Source organism: Comamonas sp. BIGb0152 (assembly GCF_024809975.1).
Taxonomy (GTDB): Bacteria; Pseudomonadota; Gammaproteobacteria; order Burkholderiales; family Burkholderiaceae_C; genus Comamonas.
Genome location: NZ_JANUDY010000006.1, coordinates 205,551 through 225,531, shown reverse-complemented (window position 1 = coordinate 225,531; position 19,981 = coordinate 205,551). Strand labels below are relative to the sequence as shown.

Annotated in this window: 17 protein-coding genes; 11 read left to right on the top strand and 6 right to left on the bottom strand. The window is 62.4% G+C overall.

Annotation, left to right across the window (positions count from 1 at the left end):
• Positions 1-327 precede the first annotated feature (327 nt).
• A complete protein-coding gene (locus tag M2375_RS13965) occupies positions 328-684 on the top strand; it encodes a hypothetical protein (RefSeq protein ID WP_259168156.1) in 357 nt (118 codons plus the stop codon).
• Positions 685-1,127: 443 nt separating this feature from the next.
• On the opposite strand, the gene M2375_RS13960 is transcribed toward M2375_RS13965, so the two are convergent.
• The 5 genes from M2375_RS13960 to dnaA all read right to left on the bottom strand — a co-directional run bounded on the left by M2375_RS13960 (position 1,128) and on the right by dnaA (position 8,734).
• Positions 1,128-2,099 (bottom strand): IS5 family transposase, encoded by a 972-nt coding sequence (locus tag M2375_RS13960; protein WP_259168155.1) that lies wholly within the window; start codon positions 2,097-2,099, stop codon positions 1,128-1,130.
• A gap of 62 nt (positions 2,100-2,161) precedes the next feature.
• Positions 2,162-2,767: a DUF1287 domain-containing protein gene (locus M2375_RS13955; protein ID WP_259168153.1), complete on the bottom strand. Its 606-nt coding sequence runs from the start codon at positions 2,765-2,767 to the stop codon at positions 2,162-2,164.
• Between the two features lie 481 nt (positions 2,768-3,248).
• The gene (gene gyrB, locus M2375_RS13950; protein WP_259168151.1) at positions 3,249-5,825 is read right to left on the bottom strand and encodes a DNA topoisomerase (ATP-hydrolyzing) subunit B; all 2,577 of its coding nucleotides are present in this window, start codon (positions 5,823-5,825) and stop codon (positions 3,249-3,251) included.
• Between the two features lie 122 nt (positions 5,826-5,947).
• Positions 5,948-7,066, bottom strand: a complete 1,119-nt coding sequence (gene dnaN / locus M2375_RS13945; RefSeq protein ID WP_259168150.1) for a DNA polymerase III subunit beta — start codon at positions 7,064-7,066, stop codon at positions 5,948-5,950.
• A gap of 129 nt (positions 7,067-7,195) precedes the next feature.
• Positions 7,196-8,734 (bottom strand): chromosomal replication initiator protein DnaA, encoded by a 1,539-nt coding sequence (gene dnaA, locus M2375_RS13940; RefSeq protein WP_259168148.1) that lies wholly within the window; start codon positions 8,732-8,734, stop codon positions 7,196-7,198.
• 445 nt (positions 8,735-9,179) lie between these two features.
• On the opposite strand from dnaA, the gene rpmH reads away from it, so the two are divergent.
• The 6 genes from rpmH (at position 9,180) to mnmE (ending at position 15,178) form a co-directional block, all read left to right on the top strand.
• The gene (gene rpmH, locus M2375_RS13935; RefSeq protein WP_084635723.1) at positions 9,180-9,314 is read left to right on the top strand and encodes a 50S ribosomal protein L34; all 135 of its coding nucleotides are present in this window, start codon (positions 9,180-9,182) and stop codon (positions 9,312-9,314) included.
• A gap of 59 nt (positions 9,315-9,373) precedes the next feature.
• Positions 9,374-9,856 carry a ribonuclease P protein component gene (locus tag M2375_RS13930; RefSeq protein WP_259168143.1) on the top strand — a complete coding sequence of 161 codons (483 nt, stop codon included), beginning with the start codon at positions 9,374-9,376 and terminating at the stop codon, positions 9,854-9,856.
• The gene (gene yidD, locus M2375_RS13925) at positions 9,853-10,137 is read left to right on the top strand and encodes a membrane protein insertion efficiency factor YidD (protein ID WP_182326333.1); all 285 of its coding nucleotides are present in this window, start codon (positions 9,853-9,855) and stop codon (positions 10,135-10,137) included. The genes M2375_RS13930 and yidD overlap by 4 nt, the downstream gene beginning before the upstream one ends.
• Entirely contained in the window at positions 10,134-11,831 is a 1,698-nt protein-coding gene (yidC, locus tag M2375_RS13920; RefSeq protein WP_259168139.1) for a membrane protein insertase YidC, read from the top strand. Before yidD ends, yidC begins: the two co-directional genes overlap by 4 nt.
• A gap of 132 nt (positions 11,832-11,963) precedes the next feature.
• Entirely contained in the window at positions 11,964-13,547 is a 1,584-nt protein-coding gene (locus tag M2375_RS13915; protein WP_259168137.1) for an ABC transporter substrate-binding protein, read from the top strand.
• A 161-nt stretch (positions 13,548-13,708) separates the two neighbouring features.
• Positions 13,709-15,178: a tRNA uridine-5-carboxymethylaminomethyl(34) synthesis GTPase MnmE gene (mnmE, locus tag M2375_RS13910; RefSeq protein ID WP_259168136.1), complete on the top strand. Its 1,470-nt coding sequence runs from the start codon at positions 13,709-13,711 to the stop codon at positions 15,176-15,178.
• A gap of 204 nt (positions 15,179-15,382) precedes the next feature.
• Here the strand turns inward: mnmE and M2375_RS13905 are convergent, their stop codons facing one another.
• Positions 15,383-16,117 (bottom strand): response regulator, encoded by a 735-nt coding sequence (locus M2375_RS13905; RefSeq protein ID WP_259168134.1) that lies wholly within the window; start codon positions 16,115-16,117, stop codon positions 15,383-15,385.
• Between the two features lie 157 nt (positions 16,118-16,274).
• On the opposite strand from M2375_RS13905, the gene M2375_RS13900 reads away from it, so the two are divergent.
• The 4 genes from M2375_RS13900 to azu all read left to right on the top strand — a co-directional run bounded on the left by M2375_RS13900 (position 16,275) and on the right by azu (position 19,976).
• Positions 16,275-17,546, top strand: a complete 1,272-nt coding sequence (locus M2375_RS13900) for an ABC transporter substrate-binding protein (RefSeq protein WP_259168132.1) — start codon at positions 16,275-16,277, stop codon at positions 17,544-17,546.
• On the top strand, positions 17,543-18,643 hold the full coding sequence (locus M2375_RS13895) for an iron ABC transporter permease (protein WP_259168131.1): 1,101 nt from the start codon (positions 17,543-17,545) through the stop codon (positions 18,641-18,643). Before M2375_RS13900 ends, M2375_RS13895 begins: the two co-directional genes overlap by 4 nt.
• Positions 18,640-19,437, top strand: a complete 798-nt coding sequence (locus tag M2375_RS13890) for an ABC transporter ATP-binding protein (protein WP_259168129.1) — start codon at positions 18,640-18,642, stop codon at positions 19,435-19,437. Before M2375_RS13895 ends, M2375_RS13890 begins: the two co-directional genes overlap by 4 nt.
• Before the next feature lie 62 nt (positions 19,438-19,499).
• On the top strand, positions 19,500-19,976 hold the full coding sequence (gene azu / locus M2375_RS13885) for an azurin (protein WP_259168126.1): 477 nt from the start codon (positions 19,500-19,502) through the stop codon (positions 19,974-19,976).
• Positions 19,977-19,981 lie beyond the last annotated feature (5 nt).

Below are 19,981 nucleotides of genomic sequence, written 5' to 3'. Positions count from 1 at the left end.
GCGCTAATGCAGATCGCACCCAAGGCGGCCCTAAGGGCACCACGCCCGAAATGATTTGACATGATAGACATGAATACCCTGTGCCAAAGTTGTAATATTCTGCAATATTAAAGCAATCGAAATTTTAAAAATTGCAATTTTTAATCAGTTGTCTTTTTTTAATACATTAATCGTTGTTTTGCAACGACCATGCAGTGACAGTGTGAGGGCAGCCCAGACCGCCTACCCTGAAACCTGAAATCCAACTCTCCTTGCCGCTCAGTGTTCATGTTATGCGCCTCTACGTACCCTGAGTTTGAAGGCACATAGCTGCTATATTGGCACGCTATGCGCCTCATGCTGCCAAAACTCATACTTGTCGTCCTGGCATGCGTTAGCTGTACCGCAGTGCCCGAGCGCACGGCGGACAAGGAAATAGTGGACGTCACTTGGACCACACCCGACTTTCTCTGCGAAATCCGCCAGACGGTCAACTGCCAGAGCATCGGTCTTATTGTTTCTACCCGAGGTTACAGTTCGGGCGAGACTGTGCGCGTAACCGTTATCAACCATGAAGACTCGGCCTACGAAGTGGCACTTTATGGAACCGTGGGCGTCAATGGTGAGGCGCGCATCCTCTGGGAAGAAGGTGCATGCGAGGGCTTCACCCCCAGTGGCCGTAAGATGGAATCGCTGCCTGCTTGAGGCTTCATAGATTCGGGCGCTTTTACGCTCGGGTCTCTCTCGTTGGCGTCCAGCTCTCATCCAATTTCTCAGCGAGCATTCCCTTCCTCTTCTTCGCGGCATTCTGGGGCTTGAAAATGCATTCGCGCTATGCCATAAGCGTCCGCCAAGGGGAAAAAGTTCTGGGGAACATCTTCGTCGAATTCCCCGGATACTGTCACCTTCACAGGCTCCCCTACCTGATACGACAAGCTTGGCGTGATGTTCGCCACATTTGTCTCGCTGGCCTTGATCTTTGCGCAGCTTTGTTAAGGTGAACAGGCCCTAGGGAAGGTCTGCAAAACCACTGAATTCAGGTCGGCCAGTTAGCTCGATGCCGATTTGCCCGCCATTACGCAGCTGTGCCGCCAGATTTCAAGCCGCATTTGCGGCTTTTTGCCCTTTTGGGGCATCTGCAGGCGCACTCATGCCTGCACCTCCTTCAACTTCCCTCGCACCAACCACAGATTGGCAAGCGCAAACATCGTCTGCAGCTTGTTGTCGTTCTTGGCAATGCCCCGGTAGCGCACCTTGTTGAATCCGAACTGCTGCTTGATCACACGAAACGGGTGCTCTACTTTGGCTCGCATGCTGGCCTTGGTTTGCTCGTATTTCTCTTTGAGCATCCCCAGCTGGGTGCCCAAATCGAGCTTCTTGCGTAGGCCTTTGCGCATGGCAATGTGCCAGCTCACTTGGCTGTTTGCCGCCTGGGCGCGTTTGTCCACGCCTTGGTAACCGCTGTCGCCCAACGCATGGCTCTCTTGCCCGTGCAAGAGCCTGTGCGCATGCGATATATCGGCTTCGTTGCCTGATGTTGAGACCACGGTGTGCACCAGGCCCGAGTTGCTATCGACACCGATATGGCACTTCATCCCAAAGTGCCACTGGTTGCCCTTCTTGCTTTGGTGCATCTCTGGATCTCGCTCGCCACTTGCGTTCTTGGTAGAGCTGGGCGCTGCTATCAAGGTGGCATCGACCACCGTACCATGTCTCAAGAGCAAGTTTTTGTCTGTCAGGATGGCATTGACCAGCGCCAGAATCTGCAAGCCCAGTTGGTGAGTTTCCAAAAGGCGTCTGAAGCGCAAGATGGTGCTCTCATCTGGCATGGTGCTGATGCCCGGATCGAGCCGGGCAAAACTGGCGAAGACCGGCGTGTCGTACAACGCCTCTTCGACTGCGGGGTCCGAGAGGTTGAACCACTGCTGCAGCAGGTGAATACGCAGCATGGACTCGACTGCAAAAGCAGGCCTGCCGGTGGCTTTGGGCGGGCTGTGCGACTCAATGAGTGTGATCAACTCATGCCACGGTACGACTAAATCCATCTCGTCCAAGAACTCACGCTTGCGCGTGCGTTTGGACTTCTTCTCGAATCCGGTGGCCAGGCTCATTTGCTTCATCTGTGGATCATCCCATGCGCTGCGACGGGTTGGACGTTTTGCAGAGTTTCCCTAGGTGCCTGCTAAACCAGAAAGCGGTAGCGCCCGGTGAGCAGATGCGCGGTCAGTGCATCTTCCTCGCGCGTGCCTTGGCCAATGTTGTGGATGACCGCCCAGCGTCCGCTGGCTGTGCGCCGGTCGCTGACGATGCCTGTATGCGGCAGCTTGCCATGGATCATGCTGGTAAAAATATCGCCTGGCTGCCAATCCTGCTCATTGCTGGGTAATGGGAGCTTTGCTTGTTTGCGCGCCCAGAAGGTTTGCAGATTGGGCACACGGCGGTGGTCGATATGGGGGTCCGGCCGTTTGAGGCCCCAAGTCCTTGGATAAGCCGAAAAGTGCGCCGCCATATCGGTGTGCACCAGCTTTTGCAGATCCACGGCGAAGGCGTCTCTGTAGGCGCGGATCAGCACATCGGTGCAAACACCGGTGTGTCGCGGCACATCGCCGCCTGGATAGGCCATGGTGGCATAGCGGCCATCGTAGGTGTGGGTGACGCCCAGCTGCGTGCGCGCCGCACGTATCAATGCGCTGGCATCGCGCCGGGTTGGCGCTGCCAGACTGTGGAGGTTGCTGGCTCCCAAGGTCAGCAGAAGGAGCAGCGGGCGTCGGGAAAAGTTCTGAGGCATGGGATAAGTCTGACGGCTGGTGTGCGGTGTTGATGCTGACTGTTCGTCACCTGCCTGTTAGGGCCGATGCAATCTTGACCAACAGCTTCCCAGGGCGGTGAACTTCCGCAAAGGGTCGACAGCACTCATTCGCGGGCCGAGATAGCGGACTTCCAGCTTCCCCTGTGATGGCCTGTGAGCGAGAGGCTGCTGCGGACCTGAAAATAGTCATTGGGGAAGTGACTGTTTAGCGCTCTGAAAGAGCGCTATGACTAGGTGAGCGGTAGTTCACCCAGCTGCAATCAGCGGCTGCAACCGCTGCAAATCTGCCATAGAAGAAGGTATAAAAAAGAGCCCGGATGAATCCTGGCTCTTTTTGCTGGCTATGCCAGGAGTCTTCATTTAACGCCTAAAGGTAGGTGAGTCGTTTGGTTTGTGGCATCCAGTCGCAAAATTGTGTCGCGAGTCGCAAACAATACGGCGCCCTACGCTACACCCTCCATCACACATCAATATTCCCCGCCCGCAGCGCGTTGTTTTCAATGAAGTGGCGGCGTGGTTCCACCTCGTCGCCCATCAGCATGGTGAAGACGCGGTCGGCTTCGATGGCGTCGCCGACTTTGACTTGCAGCAGGCTGCGGACTTCGGGATCCATCGTGGTTTCCCAGAGCTGGCCGGGGTTCATTTCGCCCAGGCCTTTGTAGCGCTGGCGGGCGGTGGTGCGCTCGGCTTCGCTGATGAGCCACTGCATGGCTTCGCGGAAGTCGCCCACTTTTTCCATCTTGGCTTTTTCGCCTTCGCCGCGGGTGACCTTGGCGCCGTCGGAGAGCAGGCCGTGGAAGTGCTGGGCTTCAGCGGCCAGTGCAGCGTAGTCCTGGCCTTCGACAAACTCTTGCGTGAGGATGGAACTCTTGATGTTGCCGTGGTGGTGGCGGCTGATGCGCAGGATGGGCTTTTCGGTGTGCGGATCCAGCTCGCCGGTCACCTCGGCGGGCACGCCGGTCGTGGTCAGCTCGCGCAGCTTGGCTTCCAGCACGGGGGCGCAGACCATGGCGTCGTCCAGTGAATCGAGGCGGATCTGCACGCCGTCGGCAATGGCGCGCAGGGCCTCGGCGTCCAGATAGGACGAGAGGCGATCGATGACGGTTTCGGCCGCCAGGTGCATGCCAGCCAGGCGTCCCAGCTCTTCACCATCGATGGTGCGCGGGTTGGCGCCACCGGTGCTGACGCTGGCGCCTTGCAAGGCCACGCGCAGCAGGAACTGGTTGAGCGCAGGGCCGTCTTTGAGGTACAGCTCTTCCTTGCCGTTTTTGACCTTGTAGAGCGGCGGCTGCGCAATGTAGATGTGGCCGGCTTCAACCAGATCCGGCATCTGGCGGTAGAAGAAGGTCAGCAGCAGGGTGCGGATGTGGGCGCCGTCGACGTCCGCATCGGTCATGATGATGATGCGGTGGTAGCGCAGCTTGGCGAGGTTGTAGTCGTCGTTGCTGCTCTTGCCCGAGTCTTCGCTGACCTTGCCGATGCCGGTGCCCAGCGCGGTGATCAGGGTGACGATTTCGCTGCTGGAGAGCAGTTTTTCGTAGCGGGCCTTTTCCACGTTCAGGATCTTGCCGCGCAGGGGCAGGATAGCCTGGAACTTGCGGTCACGCCCTTGCTTGGCCGAGCCGCCTGCGGAGTCACCCTCGACGATGTAGATTTCAGACAGCGCCGGGTCTTTTTCCTGGCAGTCAGCCAGCTTGCCGGGCAGGCCCATGCCGTCGAGCACGCCTTTGCGGCGCGTCATTTCGCGGGCCTTGCGGGCCGCTTCACGGGCGCGGGCGGCATCCACAATCTTGTTGCAGATGATCTTGGCGTCGTTGGGCTTTTCTTCCAAAAACTCGGTCAGCAGCTTGCCGACGATGTCTTCGACAGGCGCACGCACCTCGCTGGACACCAGTTTGTCCTTGGTCTGGCTGCTGAACTTGGGCTCAGGCACTTTGACACTGAGCACCGCACACAGGCCTTCGCGCATGTCGTCGCCGGTGACTTCCACCTTGGCCTTCTTGGCCAGGTCGTGGTCGGCGATGTACTTGCCGATGACGCGGGTCATGGCGGCGCGCAGGCCGGTCAAATGGGTGCCGCCGTCACGCTGCGGGATGTTGTTGGTAAAGCACAGCACCTGCTCGTTGTAGCCGTCGTTCCACTGCATGGCGACTTCGACACCGATCTCGGTGCCAGGGATGCCACCATAGGTCTCTGCCGGGCGGCTGCCTTCGGCATGGAACACGGTGGGGTGCAGCACTTTCTTGGTGCCGTTGATGAACTCGACAAAGCCTTGCACGCCGCCGGCGCCGGAGAAGTCGTCCTCCTTGCCGTCGCGCTCGTCCTTGAGGCGGATGCGCACGCCGTTGTTCAAGAAGGACAGCTCGCGCAGGCGCTTGGCCAGGATCTCGTAGCGGAACTCGTAGTTTTCCTTGAAGATTTCCTGGTCCGGCAGGAAGTGCACTTCGGTGCCGCGCTTCTCGGTGGCGCCCACGATGCGCATGGGCGAGACTTCAACGCCGCTGACCACTTCGACCAGGCGGTTTTGCACAAAGCCGCGCGAGAAGTCGATCTGGTGGACCTGGCCTTCACGGCGCACGATGAGCTTGAGCTTGATGGACAGCGCGTTCACGCAGGACACGCCCACGCCGTGCAGACCGCCCGAGACCTTGTAGCTGTTCTGGTTGAACTTGCCGCCAGCGTGCAGCTCGGTCAGCGCGATTTCAGCGGCCGAGCGCTTGGGCTCGTGCTTGTCATCCATCTTCACGCCGGTGGGGATGCCCCGGCCGTTGTCCACCACCGACAGCGAGCCGTCGGCATGAATGGTCACGAGGATGTCGTCGCAGTAGCCGGCCAGGGCCTCGTCGATGGAGTTGTCCACCACTTCGAACACGAGGTGGTGCAGGCCGGTGCCGTCCGAGGTATCACCGATGTACATGCCCGGGCGTTTGCGCACAGCCTCCAGCCCTTCCAGGATCTGGATGGCGCCTTCGCCATAGCCGCCGGCATCGGGGCCTGGCGTGCTGGGGGATTGTTCCGGCTGGTTTTCTGCGGTCATGGAGCTGCCTTGGTACTGCACTGGCAGGGCACGGGGCACCTGCCATGTCTTTGAATCAAATAAATCTCAGTGGCGCGCCGGTCTGCGTCGGTGCAGTCCTGCGCGCGGGTCGAATCGGTGGTTTACATGCGCATGGGCATGACCACGTACTTGAAGCTGTCGTTTTCCGGGTTGGTGATCAGGGCCGAGTTGTTGTTGTCGGCAAAGTCGATAGCGACCATGTCCTGGCTCATGTTGGAGAGCACATCGATCAGGTAGGTGACGTTGAAGCCGACTTCGACAGCCGGGCCGCCGTAGTCGATGTCCAGCTCGTCCACGGCCTCTTCCTGCTCGGCGTTGTTGGCCGCAATGCGCAGGGTGCCGGGCTCAATCGTCAGGCGCACGCCCTTGAACTTGTCGCTGGTCATGATGGCCGTGCGCTGCATGCTGGCCAGCAGCGGCGCGCGGCCCAGGGTGATGCTGTGGGGGTGGTTGCGCGGGATGACGCGGTTGTAGTCGGGGAACTTGCCCTCGACCAGCTTGGTGACGAATTCCATGCCGGCGAAGGTGAAGCGCGCCTGGTTGCTGGCGAACTGCATCTCGATGACGGGTTGGTTGTCGCCGCTCGCGTCCGACAAGAGGCGCTGGAGTTCCAGCACGGTCTTGCGCGGCAGAATCACTTCCTGCTTGGGCACTTCCACATCCAGGGTGGCGCTGGCAAAGGCCAGGCGGTGGCCGTCGGTGGCCACCAGGCTCAAGGTGTTGCCTTCGGCCACAAACAGGATGCCGTTCAGGTAGTAACGGATGTCTTGCACGGCCATCGCAAACGAGACCTGGCTCATCAGGTCCTTGAGCACCTTTTGCGGCACGCTGAACACGGGGCCGAACGAGGGCGCCTCTTGCACCAGCGGGAAGTCCTCGGCCGGCAAGGTCTGCAAGGTAAAGCGGCTCTTGCCGCCCTTGAGGATCATCTTGGACTGCTGCGTCTCCAGGCTCACGGTCTGGTCGCTGGGCATGGTCTTCAAGATGTCGATCAGCTTGCGCGCGCCCACGGTGGTGGTGAAGTCGCCCATGTCACCGCCCAGCTCGGCGGTGGTGCGGATCTGGATTTCCAGATCGCTGGTGGTCAGCTGCAGCGCATTGCCCGTCTTGCGGATCAGCACATTGGCCAAAATGGGCAAGGTGTGGCGCCGCTCGACAATACCGGCGACCGACTGCAGTACTGCGATGACTTTGTCTTGTGTGGCCTTCAGAACAATCATTTCAACCTCTTGTCAAATTGCGGTGTTGTTGTGGACGGCAGTTGTGCACGGAGCCCCCTCTGCACCTGTCCCATTTGCCATTGTGCCTGCGGCTGGCAGGCAATTGGCGAAAACAAAAAATTCCATCGGCTAGCCCTTGAGCGTCTGTTCCAGCACGTGCAATTGCTGGTTCAACTCGGTCAGTTGCTGGCGCTCGCCACCGATCTTGCGCACCGCGTGCAGCACGGTGGTGTGGTCGCGGCCACCAAACAACTCGCCAATCTCGGGCAGGCTTTTTTGGGTCAGCTCCTTGGCCAGGTACATGGCAATCTGGCGCGGGCGGGCAATGCTGGCCGGGCGCTTTTTGCTGTACATGTCGGCGACCTTGATCTTGTAGTAGTCCGCCACGGTCTTTTGGATGTTCTCCACGCTGATCTGGCGGTTCTGGATCGACAGCAGATCACGCAGCGCCTCGCGGGCCAGCTGGATGGAGATTTCCTTTTGGTTGAAGCGCGAGTAAGCCAGGATCTTGCGCAGTGCGCCTTCGAGCTCGCGCACGTTGGAGCGCACGTTCTTGGCGACGAAAAAGGCCACTTCCTCAGGCATCTCCGTGCCTTCGACCCTCGATTTGTTGATCAAAATTGCAACGCGCATCTCCAGCTCGGGCGGCTCGATGGCTACCGTCAGGCCCGAGTCAAAGCGCGAGACCAAGCGCTCGTGGATGTTCGCCAGCCCCTTGGGATAGGTGTCGGACGTCATCACGATGTGGCTCTTCTTGGCCAGCAAGGCTTCAAAGGCGTTGAAGAATTCTTCTTGCGTGCGGTCCTTGTTGGCAAAGAACTGCACATCGTCGATCAGCAGCAGATCGAGCGAGTGGTAGCGCTCCTTGAACTCGTCAAAGGTGCGGCGCTGGTAGGACTTGACCACATCCGAGACGAACTGCTCGGCATGGATGTAGAGAACTTTGGCATCCGGGTTGTCGGCCAGCAGCTTGTTGCCCACCGCATGCACCAAGTGGGTCTTACCCAGACCGACGCCACCGTAGATGAATAAGGGGTTGTACAGATGGCCGGGCGAAGCGGCCACGTGCATGGCGGCCGAGCGGGCCATGCGGTTGGCGGTACCTTCGACCAGGGTGTCAAAAGTGAGCACCGGGTTCAAACGGCTGCGGAAGTTGCCGCTGGCATTGCCGGTATCGCCCGCTTCGGCATGGCCGTTGCTGGTGGGCGCAGGGCCGCCATCGCTGACCTGGATGTTGTTGCGGTACTGATCGGCAGCATGGGGTGCTGCTTGCGCGGGGTTGCGGCTGGCTGGCCCGTAGGAGGGCCCCAGGCCCATGCCGGACGAAGTACCACTGCCTTGCGACGACGAGACCACCGGCCCGCCGCTGCGCACAGGCGGGCGCACCACGGTGCGCACAGCGGCATCGCGCTGGGCGATGGCCAGTTCAATGGCCACGGGTTGTCCGTAGGTTTCTTCCAGCATGGCGGCCAGGCGGCCGGTGTATTGGGCGCGAATCCAGTCGAGCTTGAAACGGTTGGCCACATAGAGCGTGACCTTGGACAAGTCGTCCGACACGACAGCGGTCAGCGGCTTGATCCAGGTGTTGAACTGTTGCTCGGGCATTTCTTGGGCGAGTTGCTCTACAACTGCGCGCCACAAACCTTGGCCCAGGCTGGCTTCATCCATTGTTATCCCACGGAAATATTCGTCCCCCACGCTGTTGTTGTTGTGGATAAGGGGGAAGGTTGATCGGCTGTCTATTGTAGCTTGTGCAAAAGTTATCCACACAATGGACTTGTCTGCAAAAAGGCAATCGACGGGTTGCGGCGCCGGATGACAGCCGACTTGGCAAAAAGTCTGCGCATATTACAGAAAAAACCGAGGACAAAGCCAAGTAATTGCCAAGGACAGTAAACACTGCGATAATTTGCGGTTTCCCTGCATGTCAGGGCGAATTTTACGCGCGTATCCATCCGCGCTGGTAGCCAGGCATAGGCCTAGCCAGCAGGGGTGGCCCGCACTATTTCACCGGTGTTGCGCTTGAGCAGGTCTTGAGCTTGGTCGCTTCTGTGTTCATTTTTGGACGCACGCTGCCATCAAACCGGAACCAAGCCTCTCTAGGAATTGCATCATGAAACGTACTTACCAACCTTCCAAAGTCCGCCGCGCCCGTACCCACGGCTTCCTCGTTCGCATGAAGACCAAGGGTGGCCGCGCTGTTATCAACGCCCGCCGCGCCAAGGGCCGCAAGCGTCTGGGCCTGTAAGGCCAACAGGGTGGCAGGCACCTCTCGGGTGCCAGGTACTGCACCAGGGGGTGAGACTTATGCATCGCCTTAAGACACGCCCCCAGTTTCAGGCCGCCATGGCAGGTGGCACCATCGCCCGTACGGCGCATTTTGCGCTGCATCGGCTGGTTTTGCCTGCCAACGCCCCTGGCAATGCCGCTGCTCCATCAGGGCCTGGTGACCAACCTTCCAAGGTTGTGCCACAGGCTCTTTTTGCGTTTGAGGCGACCTGGTTGGGTGCCATGGTGCCCAAGCGCTGGGCGCGCCGCGCCGTGACGCGCAATGCCATCAAGCGGCAGATATTTGCGGTGGCTGCCTTGCATGAGGCGCAGCTGCCGGTGGCAGCGCACGTGGTGCGCCTGCGCAGCACGTTCGATCGCCAACAATTCATCAGCCCCAGCTCCGATGTGCTCAAGCAAGCGGTGCGGGCCGAGCTGATGCAGCTGTTTGCGCGCGCGCACAAAAACAGCCAGCCCGCCAAAGCCGAGCGCGCCGACGGCGCCAAGGCGCTTAGCGTATGATGCAACGCTTGCTCATGGGCTTGGTGCGTGGCTACCGGCTGCTGCTGAGCCCTTGGCTGGGTTCTGCCTGCCGGTTCGAGCCCACGTGCTCTGCCTATTCATTGCAGGCGCTGGAACAGCATGGGGCTGCCATGGGCAGCTATTTGACAGTGCGCCGCCTGGCGCGCTGCCATCCCTGGTGCGAGGGCGGCCTTGATCCGGTCCCCGCGCATCCCCGCTGGTTTAGTCGTCTGGTGACTCCCGCCGATTCATCCTCTTCCCCCTCTGAGAAGTCTTCATGAACGATATTCGCCGCACCATCTTGTGGGTGATATTTGGTTTCTCCCTGGTCCTGCTCTGGGACAAGTGGCAAATCCACAATGGTCGCAAACCCACTTTTTTCCCCACACCTGAGGTGACGGCCCAGGCGCCCGCTGAGACAGTCGGTACCGATACCGGTCTGCCCGCAGCCAGCGCCAACCCGGCAGCCACGGCCAATGCCAGCAATGTGCCCGGCACCGCTGCGGCAGACGCCGCACCGGCCGCTGCCCGCGAAAAGCTGACCGTGGCCTCCGACCTGCTGCGCCTGACCTTTGACAGCGAAGGCGCATCCCTGGTGGGTGCTGAGCTGCTCAAGTACGCAGACCAGGACGACAAGACCAAGGCCATCAAGCTGCTCGATGAAAGCGCCAACCGCGTGTACGTCGCCCAGACCGGCCTGATCGGTGGCAACTTCCCGACCCACAAGACGGCGATGACCGCTAAGCCCGGTCCGCGTGAGTTGGCCGATGGCCAGAACGAGCTGAGCGTGGTGTTCGAGTCGCCCGACCTGGGTGGTGTCAAGCTGGTCAAGACCTGGACTCTCAAGCGCGGCGACTACGCCATTGGCTTGAAGCAAGAGGTGGTCAACACCGGCTCGGCAGCGGTCAACCCCCAGCTGTACCTGCAGCTGACGCGCGATGGCAACAAGCCGCCAGGCGAGTCCTCGTTCTATTCGACCTTCACCGGCCCTGCCGTCTACACCGAGGCCAAGAAATACCACAAGGTGGATTTCAAGGACATCGAAAACGGCAAGACCGACAGCGTGGACAAGTCGGCTGACAACGGCTACGTGGCCATGGTGCAGCACTACTTTGCCAGCGCCTGGCTGCTGCCCCAGGGCACGCAGCGCGACATCTATGTGCGCAAGGCCGGCTCCAACCTGTACTCGGTTGGCGAGATCACCCACCTGGGCGAGATTGCACCGGGCCAGAGCAAGTCCATCGATGCGCGCCTCTTTGTGGGCCCGCAAATCGAAAAGACCCTGGAATCCATCGCCCCTGGCCTGGAACTGGTCAAGGACTATGGCTGGGTGACGATTCTGGCTAAGCCGCTGTACTGGTTGCTCGACAAGCTGCACAGCTTCATCGGCAACTGGGGCTGGTCGATTGTGGCCCTGGTGCTGCTGCTGAAGATCGCGTTCTACTGGCTCAATGCCAAGGCCTACTCGTCGATGGCCAAGATGAAGGCGATCAACCCGCGCATCATGGAGATGCGTGAACGCCTCAAGGACAAGCCCCAGCAGATGCAGCAGGAGATGATGCGCATCTACCGCGAAGAGAAGGTCAACCCCATGGGCGGTTGCTTCCCGATCGTGATCCAGATTCCGGTGTTTATCGCGCTGTACTGGGTGCTGCTGTCGTCGGTGGAAATCCGCAACGCGCCTTGGATCGGCTGGATCCATGACCTGTCGGTGCCCGATCCGTTCTTCATCCTGCCGGTGCTGATGACCCTGTCGTCGCTGCTGCAGACGGCGCTGAACCCCGCACCACCCGATCCGATGCAAGCCAAGATGATGTGGATCATGCCGCTGATGTTCAGCGTGATGTTCTTCTTCTTCCCCGCCGGTCTGGTGCTGTACTGGCTGACCAACAACGTGCTGTCGATTGCCCAGCAGTGGATCATCAATACCCGCATGGGTGTGCCACCGCAGTTCAATCTGCCCAAGTTCAAGTAGCCAGCATTTGTCAATGCAGGGATTGCCTAGGCGGGCATTCCCGGATACACCTCCCAAACGGTCGCATTAGCGACCGTTTTTTCGTTAGCATGAGTTGTTTGAAAATGTGTTCAACAAAATAGGGGTTCAGGTATGGCGAAAGTATCGGTTTTTCGACCTAGCGCGCTGGCGCTGGCGGTGTTGCTCTGTGCGGGCGCGGCCCAGGCAGCTTCCTTGCGCTGGGCAGGTGCCAATGACATCCTGACCCTGGACCCTCACGCACAGAACCACCAGACCACCCATGCTTTCTTGCAGCAGGTGTATGAGCCGCTGGTGCGCTACGGCAAGGATTTCCAGCTGGAGCCCGCGCTGGCCACCAAGTGGACCGAGGTGAGCCCCACCCAGTGGCGATTTGAACTGCGCAAGGGCGTGAAATTCCACGACGGCGCGCCGTTTACCGCCGATGACGTGGTCTTCTCGCTGACCCGCATCATGACCCCGCCATCGAACATGATGAGCGCCACCCAGAGCATCAAAGAGGTCAAGAAGGTCGATGACTTCACCGTGGACCTGATCCTCAAGGGCCCCAACCCCATCTTGCTGCGCGAGCTGACCGAAGCGCGCATCATGAACAAGGCCTGGGCCGAGAAGAACAATGCCGTCAAAACCCAGGACTACGCCGGCAAGGAAGAAAGCTACTCCAGCCGCAACACCAACGGCACGGGCTCTTTTGTGGCCGTCAGCTGGCAGCCGGATGTGAAGCTGACCTTGAAGAAGAACGCCGCCTGGTGGGACAAGCCTACCGGCAACGTGGACGAAATCATCTTCACCCCCATCAAGTCGGCCGCTACCCGCACTGCGGCGCTGATCTCCAACCAGGTCGACTTCATGGTCGATCCACCCCCGCAAGACCAGGAGCGCATCAAGAAGACGCCCGAGCTGCGTCTGCTTGAAGGCACCGAGAACCGCACCATCTACCTGGGTCTGGACATGTTCCGTGACGAGCTGCCAGGCGCGGGCACGCCGGGCAAGAACCCGATCAAGGATGTGCGCGTGCGCAAGGCCATGTACATGGCGATTGACACCGACGGCCTGCACAAGCGCACCATGCGCGGCATGTCCATCACCGCCGGCACCATGGTGGCACCGATGGTGCATGGCTGGAGCAAGCAGCTCGAAGAGCGTGCGGCCAAGTACGACGTCGAAGGCGCCAAGAAGCTGCTGGCCGAGGCCGGCTACCCCAATGGCTTCAACCTCAAGCTCGAATGCCCGAACGACCGCTATGTGAACGACGAGGCAATCTGCCAGGCCGTCACCGCGATGTGGACCCGCATTGGCATCAAGACCAGCCTGCAGGCCACGCCGATGGCACAGTTCGTGACCCGCGTGATGAACGCCGAGCCCAATGCCTACCTGTTCGGCTGGGGTGTGGCCACGTTTGATTCGCTCTACTCCTTGGATGCGCTGATCCACAGCAAGGGCACAGCCGGCGGCGGCGTGTACAACGGCGGCCGCATTGCCGACAAGGACTTGGACGCCAAGATCGACGCGATGAAGACCGAGACCGACACGGCCAAGCGCGATGCCTTGATCAATGATGCACTGAAGATGACCAAGGACAACTTCTACACCATCCCCGTGCACCACCAGATCTTCCCCTGGGCCATGCGCAAGGGCATCGAGACCGTCTACCGCGCCGATGCACGGCCGATCCCTGCCTGGACCACGGTCAAGTAAGCCACGCGCCACACACTCCACAGCCCCAAAAGCCTGCGCAAGCAGGCTTTTTTCATGGGGCCGGGGAGGCGGCACAAGGCGGGCCAATAGCCTGGGGCGCGGGCGGCTGGCCCTGCCCCCCGATAATGTCGAGCTTGCCCCACTCGCGCCAGAGACCTGCCATGCTTGCCCGCCACCACGATCCGATTGTTGCCATTGCCACTGCCCCAGGGCGCGGAGCGGTGGGCATTGTGCGGGTATCGGGCAAGGCGATTGCGCCGCTGATTGAGCGGCTTTGCGGCAAGGCACTGAAGCCGCGCGAGGCCAGTTACCTGCCCTTCAAGGCGGCGGACGGCCAGGCGATTGACCAGGGGCTGGCGCTGTACTTCCCCGCGCCGCACAGCTACACCGGCGAAGACGTGCTGGAGCTGCAGGCCCACGGCGGCCCCGTGGTGCTGCAGCTGCTGCTGGCCCGCTGCCTGGAGGCCGCGCAAGCCGAGTCTGACAGTGGCAAGCCGCTGTTGCCCGGCCTGCGTCTGGCCGAGCCGGGTGAGTTCACCGAGCGCGCTTTTCTGAACGACAAGATCGACCTGGCCCAGGCCGAGGCGATTGCCGATCTGATCGACGCCAGCACCGAGGCGGCGGCACGCAGTGCCAGCCGCTCGCTGACCGGCGTGTTCTCACAAGAAGTACACCGCCTGCGCGATGCGCTGGTACACCTGCGCATGCTGGTCGAGGCCACCCTGGATTTCCCTGAAGAGGAAATCGACTTTCTGCAAAAGGCCGATGCCTATGGCCAGCTGGACCAGCTGCGCGCCACTGTGCAAGCCGTCATGCAGCGCACCCGCCAGGGCGCCTTGCTGCGCGAGGGCATCAAGGTGGTGATTGCCGGCCAGCCCAATGCCGGCAAAAGCTCCTTGCTCAACGCGCTGGCTGGCGCGGAGCTGGCCATCGTCACGCCCATTGCCGGCACCACGCGCGACAAGGTCACGCAAACCATTCAGATCGAGGGCGTGCCCCTGCATGTCATCGACACCGCCGGCCTGCGCGAGAGCAGCGACGAGGTGGAGCGCATCGGTATCGCCCGCGCCTGGGAAGAAATTGCCGCCGCCGATGCCGTGCTGTTTTTGCACGACCTGACCCGCATGGCCGAGCCCGGCTATGCCCAGGCCGACCGCGAGATTGCTGCCACCCTGCAGCAGCAACTGCCCGCCAGCGTGCCGGTGCTGCAGGTCTGGAACAAGGCCGATGCGCTGACGCCTGACGAGGCGCGCCGCCAAAGCGCCGAGGCGGCCGTGCAGTTCAGCACGTCTGCGGCTTCTGCCTCCGCTGGCGACCAGCCGCCGCTGGTGCTGTCGGCCAAAACCGGTGACGGCCTCGACAGCCTGCGCCAGCAGCTGCTGGCCATGGCCGGCTGGCAGCCCGCCGCCGAAGGCACCTACATCGCCCGCGCCCGCCATGTGCAGGCGCTGCAACAGGTCGAAGAACACCTGGACATCGCCCATGCCCAGTTGCATGTGGACAGCCCCGCGCTGGACCTGCTGGCCGAAGAGCTGCGCCTGGCCCAGCACGCGCTCAATGCGATCACGGGCGAGTTCACGTCGGATGATCTGCTGGGGGTGATTTTTTCCAGCTTTTGTATTGGGAAGTGATGCGCGGCTCAGGGACGTCCGCGGATGTCTGCTTATCAGCCTGAATCTGTTTAAAAAATGCGTGCGGGTTTAAGCCCAGGCCATGGGCAGGCAGCTGGTATGCAGGGAAAAAACGGATCGGCAGCAGCACCGCCGAGTGCTTGATCTGCACGCGCCAAGCTGGCGAGCAGCGCAGCCAGGCCTGGTGACGAGGACGAGCCGGGCTCAGGCCAGGGTCTCGACCTCGCAGGCCAGCACATAGCCGGCATTGCGCACTGTGCGCAGCAGCTGTGCCTGGCGCGGCTGGGGCTCCAGGTGCTGGCGCAGGCGGCTGATGCAGACATCGACGGCGCGGTCCAGCGCCTGGCGCTCGCGGCCAAAGGTGTACTCGGCCAGGTAGTCGCGGCTCAGGGTGCGTTGCGGGTTCTGCGCCAGTGCGCAGAGCACGCGGTAGTCCGACTGGGCCAGGCTGATCAGCAGGCCCTCGGGGTTGTGCAGGCTGCGGCTTTGCATGTTCAAGGTCCAGCCGGCAAAGCGCAGGGTGGTCAGGTGCTCGGGCTCGTGCATGGAGGCTGGCACCTGGCGCGTGCGCCGCAGCACGCCGCTGATGCGCGCCAGCAGCTCGCGCGGGTCAAAGGGCTTGGGCAGGTAGTCGTCGGCGCCCATCTCCAGCCCCAGAATGCGGTCCATCAGCGTGCCCCTGGCCGTCAGCATCACCACGGCGATGGGCGTGCGCTCGCGCAGGCTGCGGCACAGCGCCAGGCCGTCGACGCCGGGCAGCATCAGATCCAGCACCACCAGGTCTGCGCTGTGGCGCGCCAGCCAATCCCACATGCCCTGGCCATCGGCCACGGCGGCCGCCTGCATGCCCTGGGCGCGCAGGTAGTCGCAGAGCAGCTCGCGGATCTCCGGGTCGTCATCGACCACCAGGATGCGGGCCTTGGTGGCCGGGGGCGTCACGGTTTTCTCCGAAAAAGTAATGGATTGTGTTGGAGCAGGGCGGGAAAACATGGCATTGCAAATCGGGCTGTCGGCGCTAGGTTGGCCGGCGCGCCGCTGATTAGAGTGGCGACTCATCGATCAATAAGAACGATTTTCATTCTAGTTTGTTGTGACCATGACCGCATTGAAGCTCTACCAGGCACCGCAGGGTGCAGGCGATTCTTTTCCTCCGCTCCCGGCCTTGTGCCCTGCGGCTTCGCAAACGCGGCTGCGGCTGCGTACGCTGGGGCTGGCTTTGGGACTGAGCTTGGCCACGGGCCTTGCCCTGTCTGCCCCGCTGCAGCCTGCCCCAGCGCCTGCGCTGGCCCAGGTAGCGGCGCAGACCACGACGGTGGTGGATATCGTTGGTCGCAGGGTCCGCATCCCCGCCAAGGTGGACCATATTCTGCTGGGGGAGGGCCGCTTTTTGTATGCGCTGGCGTTGATGGAGGGCGCCGAGCCCTTGAAGCGCATTGTGGGCTGGCAAGGCGAGCTGGCCTTTGCCGACCCCAATGGCTGGGCGGCCTACCAGCAGCTCTTTCCCCAGATCACGCAGATTCCGCTGATCGGGCGCACCTCGGAAGAAAGCGTCAGCGCTGAAAAGTCGGTATCGACCCAGCCCGATATCGCCATTTTTGGCCTCGGCGGCCATGGCCCGGGCCGCCAAAGTGGCCTGGTGCAGGCGCTGGAGAAGGCCGGCGTGCCGGTGGTGTTCATCGATTTTCGTGCCCAGCCGGTGCGCAACACCGCCCACAGCATCCGCATCCTGGGCCAGGCGGTGCAGCGTGAGGCCCAGGCCAATGCCTATGCGGATTTTTACGAGGCGCACCTGCAGCGCGTGCAGTCGCGGGTCAAGAACATTCCTGCGGACCAGCGCCCGCTGGTGTTTGCCGAGTTGCTGGCCGGTGTCTGGGATGGCTGCTGCCACACGGCTGGCAAGGGCAATGTGGGGGAGTTCATCGATGCGGCTGGCGGTGTGAATATTGCCGCCGGCAAAATACCCGGCGCGATTGGCGATCTGAACCAGGAAGCGCTGATTGCCCAGGACCCGGCTGTTTATATCGCCACCGGCAGCCGGCCCCAAGGCAGCCGGCCCATGGTGCGGGCTGGCGAAGGGGTGAGCGCCGCGCAGTTAGCCAGCAGCCTGCGCGAACTGACCCAGCGCCCCGGCTTTGAGATGCTGAGCGCTGTGCGCTCGGGCCGTGCCCATGGCCTGTGGCACAACTTCTACGATGCGCCCACCAACATCCTGGCGATCGAGGCCATGGCCAAGTGGTTCTACCCCGAGCGTTTTGCCGATGTGGACCCGCAAGCCACGATGGCGGAGATCAACCAGCGGTTTTTGCCGGCCTTGCCGATGCAAGGCGCGTACTGGGGCGATATGGCCCCGCGGAAGGCCGCACCATGAGCGTGGCCCTGCCGCCGCTGGCCACCGGCGCTGCGGCGCTGGGCGTGGATGGCGGCCAGGCGAGCCAGCGCGCCCAGGCCTACCGCCGCTTGACCGGCTGGCGCCTCTTGGTGCTGGCGCTGCTGGCGGCGGCCATTGTGGCGGCCTTGCTGTTCGACTTCACCACCGGCCCGGCGGGCCTGGCACTGCCGCAGTTGCTGCAGACCTTGCACACGCCCGATGCTGCGCCGCCGGCCTTGCGCGTGATTGTCTGGGACATTCGCCTGCCCTATGCCTTGATGGCGGTGGCCGTCGGTCTGGCGCTGGGCCTGGCCGGGGCCGAGATGCAAACCGTGCTGGCCAACCCGCTGGCCAGCCCTTTTACCCTGGGGCTGTCGTCGGCAGCGGCCTTTGGCGCTGCGCTGGCGATTGTGCTGGACTGGCACCTGCCGGGCGTGCCCGCGTCTTGGGCCGTACCGGCCAATGCCTTTGTGTTTGCGATGGCCTCGGCCTTGCTGCTGGATGGGGTGGCCCGCTGGGGCGGGATGAGTGCTACCGGCGTGGTGCTGTTTGGCATTGCGCTGGTGTTCAGCTTCAATGCCTTGGTGTCGCTGCTGCAGTTTGTGGCCACGGCCGAGGCCTTGCAGGGCCTGGTGTTCTGGACCATGGGCAGCCTCTCGCGCGCCACCTGGCCCAAGCTCGGTGCGCTGGCCCTGGCCTTGGCGGTGGTGCTGCCGCTGTCGATGCGCAATGCCTGGCGGCTGACGGCGCTGCGTCTGGGCGAAGACCGCGCGGCCAGCTTTGGCGTGGATGTGCGGCGCCTGCGCCTGGGCGCGCTGCTGCGCATCAGCCTGCTGGCGGCGCTGTCGGTGGCCTTTGTCGGCAGCATCGGCTTTATTGGCCTGGTGGCGCCCCATATTGCGCGCCGGCTGGTGGGCGATGACCACCGCTTTTACCTGCCCGCCTCGGCGCTGGTGGGCGCGCTGGTGCTGTCGCTGGCATCGGTAGCCTCCAAGGCGCTGGTGCCGGGCGTGATTGTGCCGGTGGGCATCGTCACCTCGCTGGTGGGCATTCCCTTCTTTTTGGCGATTGTGCTGCGCACCCGGGGGCGGGCATGAGCGGGGGCGGCCTGCAGATCAGCGGCTTGCAGGTGGGCTATGGCAAGCGGGTGGTTATCCCCGCGCTGTCCGTCGCCGATCTGCAGCCGGGCACGGTCACCGTGGTGCTGGGGCCCAACGGCAGCGGCAAATCGACCTTGTTGCGGGCGCTGGCAGGGCTGACCCGTGCCAGCGGCCAGGTGTGCCTGCACGGTCAGGCGCTGGACAAGGCCAGTCTGGCCGAGCGCGCCCGGCGCGTGGTCTACCAACCCCAGGCCTTGCCGGCGGCCGTGCATTTGCGGGTGATCGAATCGCTGATGGCGGCGCGCAAGGCATCGCCCCATGCGCTGCATGCCACTGCAGAGGCACCCCAGGATGCGGTGCTGCAGTGCGCCGCGCTGCTACAGCAACTGGGCATCGACCATTTGGCCATGCGCCACCTCGATGAGCTGTCGGGCGGCCAGGTGCAGCTGGCCGGGCTGGCGCAGGCATTGATCCGCCAACCCCAGGTGCTGATGCTCGATGAGCCGCTGTCGGCGCTGGACCTGAACCACCAGTTCCATGTGATGGCGCTGGTGGGTGAGCAGACTCGCCGCTGCGGCATGGTCACCCTGGTGGTCTTGCATGACCTGGGCCTGGCGCTGCGCCATGCCGACCGGGTGCTGGTGCTCCAGAACGGCGAGCTGCAGGCCGATGGCCCGCCACGCGACGCCATTAACCCCCAGCTGCTGGCCCGCGTCTATGGCGTGCAGGCCCGTGTTGAGCCCTGCTCGCGCGGCTTTCCGCAGGTGATGGTGGATGGCCTGCTGCCCTAAGCGGCCCCATCCCGTTGTCTTTCCCGCCTCTCTCTTTTCTCAACAAACGCTAGTGACTGACCATGACGTTTTCTTTGCGCCCCCTCGTTCTTTGCACCGCCGCCTGGTGCGCCAGCAGCGCCGCGCTGGCGCAGCCCGCTGCACCCGCCCCCGTCTGCGAAGCCCATGTACAAGGCCAGCCGGGCAAAAAGTTTGACCTGACGGAGCTGCGCGTGAGCAAGCGCTGCGCGCAGTTCACGGTGCACCTGCTGCACACCGGCAAAAAGCCCTGGCAGGAAGCGGGCCACAACTGGGTGCTGACGCGCAGCCAGGACACCGAGGCGGTGATCCGCGAAGGCCAGCGCTCGGGCCCCGAGCGCGCCTGGCTCAGCCGGGGCGATGCCCGGGTGCTGGCCGCCACCCAGATGCTGTCGGGCGGCGAGCATGCCTCGGTGAGTTTCCCGGTCGAGCGCCTGCGCCAGGGCGAGGACTACAGCTATTTCTGCTCCTTCCCCACCCATGCCGAGCCGATGCGCGGCAAGCTCGTCGTCGTCGACTGAGCCCA